Origin of the sequence: Ruminococcus callidus ATCC 27760 (assembly GCF_000468015.1) — a bacterium.
GTDB lineage: Bacteria > Bacillota > Clostridia > Oscillospirales > Ruminococcaceae > Ruminococcus_C > Ruminococcus_C callidus.
The window spans coordinates 1-13,061 of the sequence record NZ_KI260486.1; the positions used below are offsets into that span (position 1 = coordinate 1).

Sequence of the window (13,061 nt, forward strand, 5' to 3'; positions counted from 1 at the left end):
GCTTCGCTGGTCCCCCTCCCCTTTCAGGGGAGGCAATATTGAAACGCCTGCACCTGAAAACACCCGAATATCAGCGTCACAAATACAGGCAAGGACAACAATCGGCGTTGGCAAGCCACAGGCGGACAGCGAGGGCAACGAGCGAATTCCGCCGGACGGTTTCGACATGGCTGCACTAGAAAATACACTTCACGAGTGAACCCCTCCACCCCTTTCAAGGGAGGCTTATAACAGCAGACTTGCAAACGCCATACAAAATAAAGTTACCCGCCTGCACCAGAAAACACCTGAATATCAACGTCACAAATACAGGCAAGGACAACAATCGGCGTTGGCAAGCCACAGGCGGACAGCGAGGGCAACGAGCGAATTCCGCCGGACGGTTTCGGTGTGGCTGCACTAGAAAGTACACTTCACGAGTGAACCCCTCCGCCCCTTTCAAGGGAGACTTATAACAGAAGACTTGCAAACGCCATACAAAATAAAGTTACCCGCCTGCACCAGAAAACACCTGAATATCAACGTCACAAATACAGGCAAGGACAACAATCGGCGTTGGCAAGCCACAGGCGGACAGCGAGGGCAACGAGCGAATTCCGCCGGACGGTTTCAGTGTGGCTGCACTAGAAAGTACACTTCGCAGATGCTGTTTCGGCGGAGCGATGTGGGCATCGCCCCCTACTTTTTCTTTTTTGTACCCTTTTCCACCACAAAAAGCACCCTCCAACAGGAGAGTGCTTTGAAACATGTGCAATTGTTGTGTCGTTATCCGACCAGACCGGAGCGTTCGATACCCTCGGTGAAATACTTCTGGAGGAATGTGTACATAACCAGAATTGGCAGAATCGCGATCAGGCAGCCGGCTTCCATCCAGACGATCTGCTCTCTGGGGCTGACATCTGCGTTATTGAACAGCTGCTGGGAAAGCAGGGTGCTCAGGTTCTTCAGCATCAGGGCAATGGTCTGGTTCTTGGTGAAGAATGTGGAACTGACATAGTAGTCATTCCAGTACCAGACGATAGAGAACAGGAATACGGTCAGGAACGAGGACGAAGCATTGGGGATCATGACCTGCACAAAAGTGCGAAGCGGTCCGCAGCCGTCCAGATATGCCGCATCTTCCAGCTCCTTGGGCAGTCCCTTGAAGAACTGGCGGAAGATGAAGATCATCAGACCGGCACGAATGCCGTTGCCCATTGCCGCCGGCAGGTACATACACAGCTTGGTGTTGATCAGGTTCACTGTCAGGCTGCCGATACCAAAATGCCGGAACAGCATATACTGGGGAATGGAGATGATCTGCGGCGGCACCAGAATCATCATGACGACGATGCCGAACAGAATGCCCTTGCCCTTGAACTTAAAGCGGGCAAAGCCATAGCCTGCCAGTGCACAGGAAGCCACCTGCACCAGCGAGCAGCCAACGTTCAGCAGAAGCGTGGTTTTCAGGGTGTTCCAGATGTCCATGACATCTGCGGTTTCCTTGATGACATTGAGCGTCAGGTGACGGGGGATCCACATGACTGTCGGGTCACTCATGTCCGCAGAATCGCGGAATGCACAGCTGATCATGTAGATCAGCGGATAGAGAATGACGAAGCAAAGTCCGAACAGAATGAAGAACCGGAAAAACGGCCACACCGCATCGAACACCCGTTTCCGCCGCATATAGGCGATCTCGGATTTGTTCATGCTCTGCATGCGGATCTTCCGAGCCTCCCGCTTGCTCATACCGTTGCCCACCAGCGTATCCTCTTTCGGGGATGCCAGCGGCTTGTTTTTTGTTGTTTCCATAACTGACATCTCCTTTTAGTCTACTTCATAATAGATGAACTTGTTCAGGATCGCGGTAATGATCCCCACCGCCGCCAGCACGATAGCGAAGTATACCCACGCCATTGCCGAAGCCGGTCCGTACTGCCAGTCGCTCTGCAAATCGAGGATTCGTCCCATGACCACGTTGTTCGGATCGGTGAACGAGTCGATAATGGTGAAGATAAAGCAGGCGAGGATCATGGGGCTGACATAGGGGAGCGTGATCTTCCAGAAGTATTCCCACGCGGTGGCACCCTCCATCTGGGCTGCCTCCTTGGCGGAAACCGGAATGTTTTGCAGTGCCGCAAGGAAGATCAGGATCTGGATACCGGAGTTCCACACGATGCCGAAAATGTTGTCCGATACCATTTCAATGGTGGTCTGCATGCTGTCGGAAATGCCGTAGATGCCGAGGAATTCCATGAGTTCGCCCAGCAGGTCTGTGGAAAACATGGTGGAAAACTGGCTGGCATCGCTGTTGCCGGTGCTTTGCAGGTTGCCGTTGATGATGTTATACACCGGACCGGTGGCAATGATGACCGGCAGGAAGAACACGGCACGGGAGAATGTCCGTCCCTTGAACTTCTGGTTCAGAATGACTGCCACGAACAGGGAGAACACCAGAATCAGCGGGGTTTTCCACGCAGTGTCCTTCAGCACCTTCACCAGATACTGGCGGTAGTTCGGGTCCACGTTGAACGCGTAGTTATAGTTGTCCATGCCGACCCAGCTGCCGACCATGCCGCCGGTGTCCGGCGTGATCTCCTGAAAGGAATAGAGCAGTGACTCTACCACAGGGATCAGGAAGAAAATCAGTGCACCCACGAACCACAGAGCAATAAAGCAGTAGCCGTACATGCTTTTTCGTTTTTCATATGCCATTTTCATGCTTCGTTCCAGCTCCCTTCCTCCACATAGTCCGCCATGGCGTATGCCGTGCCGTCTACAGTGACGATCTGTTTCGCCAGATCGGTTTCTACCACCGTGCCGTTTTCATAGGTGGTGGTGATGACATCGCCCTTTCTCTCATAGCCGGTGATGGTCTGGTCACCCAGTCCGGAGAGCACCGCCTTGGAGAATGCATAGCTCTGTGCGGCGTAGTCTGTCCAGCTTTCCGCACTGGCATAATAGAGCCCGTCCAGTACCGTATCTTTCAGCGTACTGGTTTCTTCGCCGATCATGTCAAAGTGCAGGCTGCTGCCGGAGGCAATGGCGAGAAGCACGGTTTCTTCCGGTGTTGCCGAAGCATTCACCGCACTGGTGCCGTAGGATTTCACCCCGTGCATTACCATCTGGTAGAACGGAATGTCCTCGTCGAACACATCGAATCCGCTGGATTGCAGCGGCACGTCTGTGATCTCCTGCACATAGGGCAGAGCGTAGGCATTGGCTCCGTTCGCCAGCAGGGAAATGTCTGCATCAGTGATCTGCTGATATGCGTCCTCCAGCAGCTGCTGGGCAGCATCTCGTGAGATCGCCTGCTTGCCGTAGTCCCCGTAAAGAGCAGTGGTCAGGCTGCCCAGCGAAAGGGTGTTCAGGTCTTTCTTTTGCAGGCTGCCGGTAAGCTTCTCGGCAACCTCCGAAAAGGCAGACGGCGAGAGCAGGGACAAAGGCTTGTTCACAGTACTCTGGGTACCGTATGCCAGATTGTAATCATAGATGCGGGCATAGGAGCCGGAGATGCGGACGGCGGTATCCTGAAATGTATAGAACCCGCTGCCGGAACGGAACGTTTCATTTTCCGATACCGGATAAATGGTCACGCCGTTGGACGCGGCATAGCTTTGCAGGTCGTTCCAGTCGCCGTTTCCGCCCAGGCAGCCGGCAGCCTTTGCCTTGATGTCCACCTTGCCGGAAATGCCGGCGTTGGTCCAGTTGTAGTACTGCACCTTCATGTTCTCGGCACCGCCGTCCGACAGGTTTTGCAGAATTTCCTCTGCCTGCTGGAAGCTGGTGAGAGCCGTTTTCATGCTTACGGGAATTCCCAGCACGGATTTTTCCTTTTTCGTGCCGCCGTAGAAGTTGAGGTACAAAGACGGGGCCGTGTTCTCCACGGTATTGGTCACGCCGGCTTCTTCGGTGAGGTAGTTCCGGTATGCCGCCGCCACATCGGTATAGTCCGGTGTGTCCTCGGTTTCCAGGGGGTAGTACCGCACTGCCAGCGTGTCGGTTTTCATGTCGCCGTCCTCGAACACGGTCAGTGCCGTGCCGTTGTCGCCGGACATATAATAGGTATCCGAATCCCGCACCGTGAAGTCGAAGCCGCAGACGTTGAAGCTGCTCTTGGACTGTCCGCTGACGCTTGCAGTCAGCTTGGCGTTGGAGTCGCCCTCGGTGCAGACTACCATCATGGCGTTATCGCCGTTGACGATGCCGTACATGGGCAGGGAAACCTGCTCTGTCACTGCCGGTTCTGTCAGGGGAACCGCAGTCACATCGGAGCCATACACATAGCCGGTATAAGATTTCGCGGTCTTTTTGCCGTTGTTGAAGCGGATCAGAGCACCGCTGCCGTCGGGAATGACGAAGTAGCCCTCATCAGTAGAAGAAGCCGCCCCGAAGCTGCTGAGCATGGAGAGGGAAGTGGTCAGCTTGCCGGTTTCGGAGGTGTCGTCCTCCTCGATGTCGGCGGTGTCGATCTTCGCCTCCAGATAGTCATCTTCCAGCGTGTAAGTCACCGGCACGGTAATGCCTGCTTTCTTGAACGAATAGGTGATCTTCACACCGCTGCTCTTGTCCTTGACCTTGATCTTCGCATCGCCCTTGGAACGCATATTGGTAGTGCTGCGGGCATCGGGTTCGCCGTAGATCATTTTCAGCGAGGAGGACAAGTCCTCTACAATGGTATTGGTAGCAGTCTTGTCGTGTCCCACATTTTCGGGAGTAGACCACCACATCTTATTTTTTGCCTTGTCGTACAGTCCGATCACGGCGGTGTCGTCATCCACGTACAGTGCCAGCTTGTCATTTTCCGTGACAAACCGTGCCGAGGAGATCACCGCATCATAAGTGTCTGCCAGTACGACCTGCCAGCCGTCCTCGTTGGTATAGGTGACTTTGCCGTCCTTGGCAGCACCGTCTGTGGTGTAGCTGCGTTCTACTTCGTCGTAGTCCTTGTTGTACAATTCCAGTGTCCGGTTGTCGCGGGAACGGAACAGCAATTCGTTATCCAGAGAAGAAACGATCTGGCGAACCATTGTGACCTTGCTGTATTCCGGATCCATGTACACCAGCCAGCGGCTTTCCGGACTTAGGAATACCACGAAGTCGCTGTTGTCGCTGTCTTCTTCCAGTGTGCAGACCACCTCGCCGGTGGCATCGTCAATGCCTGCCAGTTCGATGTCGTCCAGCAGATCTGCCACGTCCTCGTCGGAAATGGTATCCTCATAGTCCTCCGGACGGTAGTAGAAAGTGATGCCGTCGCAGGAATTCTTCTTCTGCATGTACTGGGTGACCTGTTCCGCCGTAATCGCAATTTCCTCCAGCGATTCGGAACGGGTCGCTTCTTCGGCGGTGTCGTCTGCCGTATCGGCATCGGCTGTACCGTCTGCCGCCGGCATCTCCTCCGAGGTGTCGGAAATGAGGGCAATGTCGTCCTCGCCCTCCGCCGCCGCCGGCAGGGAAACTGCCGTCATGCAAAGGCTCAGAGCACAGATGCCGGCAGCCCATTTTTTCCAGTTCTTCATATTGGTTCCACCGTCCTTTCTATACTCTCACGCGGTATGTGATCTCCGTGTAGACGGAAGAAACAAATACGTATACCTGCTGGAACAGTGCCACCAGCAGCACCAGCAGGATCAGAATGATCAGCATTGCCACAAAGGTGAGCAGCAGTGCCAGAATGGTCTTGCTGATCGAATACTGATGCACCGCCTTAATGGCGTTGAACATCAGGAGCACAGACCATGCAGTACTGATTACCGTGACGCAGGTAATAAAGATGACTTCGTCCTGAATCAGTACATGGGACAGGAGCGTCCGGATATACAGTCCGGCAACGTAGGGGATCATTGAATAGGCACTGTAGATATAGATTTTCTTGATCGTGCCCTCGCCGTCCAGCAGGGTACAGATCGACCAGTTGCCGATGACGAACACCAGAAATACCGCAATCGTCTGGACGATATACGGGACAATGCTAAACATCTTGGTGTTGGTGACGGCAAACTGATAGCCCACCAGATTGTCATGCAAAATCTTCGCCACGAACCAGAGCAGGATCACAATGCTGGCATACAGGACGGAACCGCCCTTTTTCCAACGCAGATCCTCAAAACCCTCAAACGGGTGGAACACACTGTGCTTGACCCATTGCTTTTGTGTCAGATCCATCATAGCAGCATCACTCCTCCTCTCCCTCGTGCAGCATTTCGATCAGATTTTTCGGCTGGTTCTTTTTCTTCTTTTTGTTGCGGAAGTGGAAGAACACTGCCGCGGCGATCAGCACCACGACCACCAGAATGATCCATGTGAAGTTCTGATTCAGCCATTCAGAGCGATAGCCCTCAAACGCCTTATCGTACAAATTGCGGGACTGTGCCAGCTTGGCATATTTCATTGCCTCTTTATAGTTGCCCTCATTATAGAGTGCCGACGAGATGCCGATATACGCCATCTGGTAATTGCCGTCCCGCTTGAGCACCTCCCGCCACGGCTCCAGTGCCTCAGCATAATAGCCGGCGTTGTACAGAGCCACGGCATTGTGTACAATGCCCCCGAACTCGGTTTCGGTGAAAATGGTAACGGTATTCTTCATGGCATCCGAAACATAGATGTTCTTGCCCATGGTTTCCACCGCGGAAACTTTCATGGAAAAGCCGCCCAGCTGGTCGGCTGTGGTACCCAGAATGAACAGCAGGCTGCCGTCCTCGTCGTACTGGAACACCCGTCCGGTTTCCAGATCCAGACAGTTGATGCGTCCCATGTCGTCAATATCGATGTCCACCATCTGGGTGGTGTAGTTCTCATTGGCGGTGGAATCATAAACAGAGTTCAGATCACCGAATGTCGCCTCCAGCACGGAGAACAGGTTATAGCCGGCAGGGTTGACCTTTTTCACACGGTCCGCCTCGGAGGAGGAGGACTGTGTGACGGTGTAGATGAAGCCCTCATCGTCAATGTCAAAACTGGTGATGCCTGCCGCCACGTTACGGGAGGAATTCGCCCGCATTTCATCGGTGGCGATCATGTTCCAGAAGTAGTTCGCCACCACTTCCGCAGTAGCGTCCACGGAGTTGGCACCGAAATAGCCCTGAAATTCGCCGTCGCTGTTGAACATGGCAGAGCCGTTGGTGATATTGTTCAGCACCATGTAGATATTGCCCGCCTTGTCCACAACGACTTTCTGGGGCTTAAAGGTTTCGTTTTCATATAATGTGGAGTCCGGCCGTGTCAGTTCCAGCTGCACATTGCCGTCCAGATCACACACCAGCAGACGGGAATTTCCGGTGTCTGCGATGTACATGCACTGGGTTTCCCGGGACACATAGATGCCCTCGGGATCTTTCAGTGTGGTTTCGCCGTCCGTGGTTTTCAGCTTGTCATAGATTCTGGTCGCCTTGGAAAAGCCGCTGTCTGTGACAACGATGCGGTTGTTGCCGCTGTCCGCAATGTAAAAACGGTCCTCCCAGTCCCGAAACAAATCGGAGGGGGTATTGAACGCACCGCAGCCCAGATCCAGACCGCTGACAGCACGCTGTGCCGCATAGCCTGCCTGTGACGGTGTCGCTTCGTCCCAGCGGTCGTAGTTATAGACGTTGTAATGTTCCGCCGAAACTGCCGGCATGCCGATCGCCGCCGTCAGCGTCAGCACGGACAGACACGCCGCCGCCAGATGATTTGCCTTTTTCTGCAAAGTCTTCACCCTCCCTTTAGTCCTTGATTCCGGAATGTGCCATGGTTTCGATGACCTGCCGCTGTGCCAGCATAAAGATGACGATCGGCGGCACCAGCATGAACACGGCGGCTGCCATTGCCACGCCGGCTCTCGCCAGACCGGCAGATGCTGCCTGCTGTACCACGGTGGGCAGCGTTTTCAGGGATTCGCTGAACACCAGCGTGCCGCCCTGAATGTTCCAAGCCGCCTGGAACGAGAAGATGATGACAGTCATCAGTGCCGGCTTCTGGTTCGGCATGACCACCTGCCAGCAGATGCGGAACATATCTGCTCCGTCTACCTTTGCCGCTTCGATCATGGCATCGGGCACCTGCGTCATGGACTGCCGCATCAGGAACAGGTTCATGGGGGCAGCGACAGAGGGCAGGATCAGTGCCCAGTAGGTATCGATCATGCCCATTTTTGCCATGACCATATACTGCATGATGTAGATGACGTTACTCTGATACAGCAGGGCAACGACGATGATCGCGTTGATCGCCTTGGCACCGGGGAAGCGTACCTTTGCCAGACAGAACGCCGCCATTGCGGAGAACACCACCTGACACACGGTAACGGATACGGTAACAAAGACGCTGTTGAATACATAACGGGAGAACGGCACCCACAGGTCGGAACAGAGTCGGAACATGGCACTGTAGTTGGACAGCGTGGGGTCGATGACGTACAGCTTCGGCGGGAACACGAACAGTTCCTGCACCGGCTTCAGGGACATGACCACTGCCAGATAAATGGGCAGTGCCATGAACAGTGCCAGCACCAGCAGAAAGACGAAAATGCCGACAGTGCCGCCGATCTTATGTCCGGCACGCTTGGCGGAAACCTTCAGGTGTGTGCCGTATACCTTTTCTTTTTTTGCCATACTGCACCCCCCTTAGTCCATATACTTGCTGAGGACTTTGCCGATCAGCTTGTTCAGAATATACATGACCACAAACAGAATCATACAGATCGCAGAGGCATAGCCCATTTCATAGCGGATCCAGCCGTAGTCATAGGCGTGGTTCATAATGGTGTGTGCCTTGTAATCGGTACTGGGGAAGCCCACCAGATTCTGTGATACCGTGCCGGCGGTAAAGGAGCTGACGATCTGCATGACTGCTGCGAACATCAGCTGCGGTCCCATGGACGGGATCGTGATATAGATCAGTTCCTGCCAGCGGCTCTTGATGCCCTCAATGGCACCTGCTTCATACTGGGAACGGTCGATGTTCTGGAAGCCGGCACGGAGTGCCAGAAATCCGGCACCCAGACTGATCCACATCTGGACAACGATGGTAACACCCAGCACATAGCTGCCGTCCGTCAGCCACTGGATCGGTGCATTGATTAGTCCCAGATCCAGCAGGAACGAGTTCAGATAGCCGTAGGAGTCGCCGCTGAAGATCAGCTTCCAGACGGTGTACACGTTCGCCATAGACGGAGCGTAGAAGATCAGGGTGAAGATCGTGCGGAGTTTCGGGTGCAGCTCATTGATGAGCCACGCCAGCAGGAAGCACAGCACATAGCTGATCGGTCCTGTGAACAGGGCAAACACCAGCGTAACACGAATGGACTGGATAAAGACCTTGTCCGCGAGGAACAGGGTGGTGTAGTTGGACAGTCCTATGAATTTCGGCATCTGTACCATGTTGAAGTCCGTAAAGCCCATAGGCAGGGACATCAGCACCGGCACGATGGTAAATACCAAGAAAAACAGCATGAACGGAGCGATCATGAGATAGCTTGCCTTGTTCTGCTTCACCGCCAGCCACGTGAGCCGCCGGTTTTCCTGTCGGGTTCTTTTGCCAATCTCGGCAGTATCCAAGGGGATTCCCTCCTTCTCTTTAAGAGTCTAATCCGAGGTTTTCACGCTTTCTGGTGATCTCCTCGTTGATGTCCCGATTGTACGACATCAGCGTATCACGGGGGTTCTCGTTATTGTTGACCACGTCACGGAATGCGTTCATCACGTTTCGGGTGACAGAGTATGATGCCGGAATGATCGGGATCTCTTCCAGTTCGTCCATGGCTCCCAGAATGGTGTCCGCCTCGTCCGTGGACCATGCCAGCTGGGTAAGTGCCTCGGTATTCGCCGTTGCGTACCGTCCCATTTGTCCCAGCAGTCCCTCGATCTGGGTACCGTATTCCACCTGTACTTCGGTGGAGCAGAACCACTTGAGGAACGTCCATGCATTGTCCATGCCGTTGGTCTTTTTGTCTACCTTATTGAAGATGACTGCACCGGTGTTGTTGGAGTTGACGGCGTGAGAAATGGTGCCGTCCTCCTGCAAAGTGCCCGGAATGGGAGCGAAGCCCCACAGCCCGTCGATTTCCGGAGCCGCCACTGCCAGCTGGTTGAAGAAGGTGCAGTAGTCGGAAACCACAATGGGATATTCTCCCGTCCGGAACCGGCTGAATGCATCATACTGCTGGTCGAAGTCGTACTTGGTATAGAAGTCTGTCCACATCTCGAATGCATCGATCGCCGCATTGGTGTCGAATGTGGTCTTTGTCTGTGCACTATTATAATAGTTCTGTCCACGCTGGAGCAGGAGCGAAGCAAAGGTCAGACCGGATTCGGTCGCCGCAGAAATGGTTGCCTGATTGGCATCTGCCGCTACCGCCGGCAGCACCAGACCGGCAGACATGTAACTCCGCTGGAGGGCGGGAAGCATATCGATCAGTTCCTCCCACGTCTGCGGTGCCTGCGTGAAGCCCAGTTCACTGAGCACGTCCTTACGGTAGAACATCATTGCCCAGCTGCGTGTCAGCGGCAGGCCGTAGGTGCCGCCCTCATACTGATAGGGCACCATTGCCGTATCCTGATACAGCCTGGTCATTTCGTCGTAGCCGTCCATCTGGGAAACGTCTGCCAGCAGTCCGCGGGCTGCCAGATTGACAGGAAATTCGCCGCCGAGGAACAGTGCCACGTCCGGCCCCTTGTCCGCCAGTGTGGCTTCTACGACACCGCCGACTACCAGATTGATCGAGATCGGCACGTTGTACTGCTGCTGGAATTCGGATTCCACCAGATCTTTGACCACCTGTGCCTGATCGCGTCCCAGCGAAACCCATACTTCAATGGCATCATCGCCGGTGGTGGAGGACAGCGAGCTGTAATCCTCGTCCCACGACGCGGTGAAACGCTGGAAACTATAGGAGAGTGCACTCCAGAAGCCTGCCTTGGCAGAGGGGAAGTCTGCGTCCGGAGAAGCCAGTTCCAGATAGTCCACTTCCAGCGGCTGGTCGCGGTAGTCCCGCATCCACGAGGACAGGGAAGTGATATAGTCCTTGATCTGGGACAGGTAATTCGGAATTTGCAGGGGTTCGCTGATGCACTTGTCCAGAATGACTGTCATCTGTTCCAGAGAAGCGGCTTCAGAACCCTTGGAGTTTGCCAGCGACTCGATATGTCCCTGAATGGCTTTCAGTTCGTCAGAGATCCGCTGGAATTCGTCCACCAGTTCCGGAATCTTTTCATGTACATAATAGTCGGTGTACTTGTCCGGCTCCGGACCAGTGATCATTACGATCTTTCGGTAATACGTATTCAGATCCAGCACGATCGCGTCCAGCTGCCGCATGGAGTCGCCGATCTCGCCGGGAATTACTTCCATGGTAATGGTGTGGTCTTCGCCGGCAGTGAGGTACACATACACGTCCTCGCCGTCGTCGTTCTGGACGGTAGTCATGCGGAAATCGGTGTCATAGTAAAATTTCACCTGATCGAATTCCTCGCTGGGAACCTTGCCGTCAATGTAGATGCGGCGGTTGGAGTAAAATCCACGCATTTCCTCCTGCCGTGCCTTGATACCCAGCTTGTACCAGCCGTCGCCGGCGAGGGTGCCTGCATCTACCTGCCATGTAATGGTCTGGAGTGCCTTTTCCCAGTTGCCGCTGCCGATGGTGTTATACAGCATGTGCTTCGGGTCGGAAGGGGAAATGGAACTGGAGGAATTGTCATAGGTCGGATACAGCACGGAATCCGATTTCAGCACGGCGTTTTCGCCCTCGATGCGAACCACACCAGAGGGCGTACTGTCCTTGGAAACGGACGCATTGACGCTGCTGACATAGGTGTCATAATCGGAAACTTCTTCCGGCTGTGCAAAGCGAATGGTTTCCAGTGCAAAATACGCCTTTTCGGAAGAAAGGGTGATCTCGTGCGTGCCCTTTTCCAGATAGAAGAACACCGGCTCATTGAACAGACCGTCGGAATCGCCCAGCCATGTGGTCTGCCACAATTCGATCTGTTCCTGTGCCGGGCGTACCTGATTGCCCACGTCATCGGTCTTGATCTCAGTCTTGTTCTGGTAGACCTTGTTCAGTTTCAGACGGGAAGCGGTGTCATAGGGCACCTCGCCGTCAATTGCCAGAGAAACGGAGATCTCCGAGGTATTGGAAACGATGGGGCAATAGGTCATCTGCACGGAATAGATGCCGGTTTCCGGCACGTTCATCTGGTAGCTGAAGCTGCCCTCCGCGTTGTTCCAGATCAGGGCATTGTTCCGAGATTCTCCGTTTTTGTCAGTATAGCTGCCTGCTTCATAGCTTTCGCAGTCTGCCTTTTGAAAATTCGCACCGGAAACGGCGATCTCCGCCGCCGGACGGGGCTGCTCCGCATACTGGTCGTAGTAATCGCTGTAGGTTTCCTGCTCCTCATAGGTGAGGTCGCCGCCGGTATCCGATACCGCCTTCTCCGCAGATGCCGCTGTGGTCTGCACCGTGTCGGTCTTTGCCGCAAATGCCGCCGTCGCAGGAAGTGCCGCCGCTGTCATCAGACAAGCCAGTACTGCGGCGGCTGCACGTTTGTGCCATTTGTAATTCGCCAAGGCTGTTCCACCCTTCTTTCTGTCCGCCGTGGCTTTTGGGGGACGGACGTATTTTTTCGGCAGCACCACACTTTGCATATAATGCCACCTTGACTATCTGTGCAAATCGGACAGACAGCCGTTTTTTCTGCTGATGACCGCATGATCGGCGGTGCACCACCGTGGGAATTCTACAAATTATACAGAAATCCCGCAAAACAGTTCTTAAATATTATAGCAATTTCCGATGAAAATGTCAAGCTGGTGAAAATTGGGGCGATTTTTTTGACCGATTTGTGAAAATCGTCAAAAGCGGCGAAATTGCGTGGTTTTTTCGACATTTCGCCACAGATCCTGCACATGCCTGCAAACAGAAACAGAAAAATTTTTTGTGACGGAATCCAGAACGCTCAAATTGTGCAAACAGTTTAGGCAATACCGGGGTCGGCGGCGGGGAATCGGAGAACGCAAAAGCATGAAAAAGTCATCTGTCATTACCATTTTTGATATGCTTCGCCAAATGTTGTCAAGGCAATACCGCACAAAGATTGTGCGAC

The 13,061-nt window shown here is 54.0% G+C and carries 9 protein-coding genes; 1 reads left to right on the forward strand and 8 read right to left on the reverse strand.

Going from position 1 to position 13,061, the window contains the following annotated elements; genetic code table 11:
- Positions 1–199: hypothetical protein (locus RUMCAL_RS16335; protein ID WP_021683482.1), on the forward strand; the 199-nt coding region annotated here is incomplete at its 5' end.
- 566 nt (positions 200–765) lie between these two features.
- Here the strand turns inward: RUMCAL_RS16335 and RUMCAL_RS13215 are convergent.
- The 8 genes from RUMCAL_RS13215 to RUMCAL_RS13250 are packed head-to-tail and all read right to left on the reverse strand — an operon-like array spanning position 766 to position 12,603.
- Complete coding sequence (locus tag RUMCAL_RS13215; RefSeq protein ID WP_021683484.1) at positions 766–1,794, reverse strand: carbohydrate ABC transporter permease; 1,029 nt, start codon at positions 1,792–1,794, stop codon at positions 766–768.
- Positions 1,795–1,809: 15 nt separating this feature from the next.
- Positions 1,810–2,697 carry a carbohydrate ABC transporter permease gene (locus RUMCAL_RS13220; protein WP_242823519.1) on the reverse strand — a complete coding sequence of 296 codons (888 nt, stop codon included), beginning with the start codon at positions 2,695–2,697 and terminating at the stop codon, positions 1,810–1,812.
- 2 nt (positions 2,698–2,699) lie between these two features.
- Complete coding sequence (locus RUMCAL_RS13225; RefSeq protein ID WP_021683486.1) at positions 2,700–5,501, reverse strand: DUF5696 domain-containing protein; 2,802 nt, start codon at positions 5,499–5,501, stop codon at positions 2,700–2,702.
- Positions 5,502–5,520: 19 nt separating this feature from the next.
- The gene (locus RUMCAL_RS13230) at positions 5,521–6,150 is read right to left on the reverse strand and encodes a Yip1 family protein (protein ID WP_021683487.1); all 630 of its coding nucleotides are present in this window, start codon (positions 6,148–6,150) and stop codon (positions 5,521–5,523) included.
- Between the two features lie 7 nt (positions 6,151–6,157).
- Positions 6,158–7,669 (reverse strand): NHL repeat-containing protein, encoded by a 1,512-nt coding sequence (locus RUMCAL_RS13235; protein WP_051343872.1) that lies wholly within the window; start codon positions 7,667–7,669, stop codon positions 6,158–6,160.
- Positions 7,670–7,685: 16 nt separating this feature from the next.
- Positions 7,686–8,573 (reverse strand): carbohydrate ABC transporter permease, encoded by an 888-nt coding sequence (locus tag RUMCAL_RS13240; protein ID WP_021683489.1) that lies wholly within the window; start codon positions 8,571–8,573, stop codon positions 7,686–7,688.
- A 12-nt stretch (positions 8,574–8,585) separates the two neighbouring features.
- Positions 8,586–9,518: a carbohydrate ABC transporter permease gene (locus tag RUMCAL_RS13245; protein ID WP_021683490.1), complete on the reverse strand. Its 933-nt coding sequence runs from the start codon at positions 9,516–9,518 to the stop codon at positions 8,586–8,588.
- Between the two features lie 19 nt (positions 9,519–9,537).
- Positions 9,538–12,603: an extracellular solute-binding protein gene (locus tag RUMCAL_RS13250; RefSeq protein WP_021683491.1), complete on the reverse strand. Its 3,066-nt coding sequence runs from the start codon at positions 12,601–12,603 to the stop codon at positions 9,538–9,540.
- Positions 12,604–13,061 lie beyond the last annotated feature (458 nt).

What these genes read in the sequence shown, in the direction of transcription:
- RUMCAL_RS13215 (WP_021683484.1), bottom strand. Translation starts at nt 1,794, where the DNA reads ATGGAAACAACAAAAAACAAGCCGCTGGCATCCCCGAAAGAGGATACG.
- RUMCAL_RS13220 (WP_242823519.1), bottom strand. Translation starts at nt 2,697, where the DNA reads ATGGCATATGAAAAACGAAAAAGCATGTACGGCTACTGCTTTATTGCT.
- RUMCAL_RS13225 (WP_021683486.1), bottom strand. Translation starts at nt 5,501, where the DNA reads ATGAAGAACTGGAAAAAATGGGCTGCCGGCATCTGTGCTCTGAGCCTT.
- RUMCAL_RS13230 (WP_021683487.1), bottom strand. Translation starts at nt 6,150, where the DNA reads ATGATGGATCTGACACAAAAGCAATGGGTCAAGCACAGTGTGTTCCAC.
- RUMCAL_RS13240 (WP_021683489.1), bottom strand. Translation starts at nt 8,573, where the DNA reads ATGGCAAAAAAAGAAAAGGTATACGGCACACACCTGAAGGTTTCCGCC.
- RUMCAL_RS13250 (WP_021683491.1), bottom strand. Translation starts at nt 12,603, where the DNA reads ATGCAAAGTGTGGTGCTGCCGAAAAAATACGTCCGTCCCCCAAAAGCC.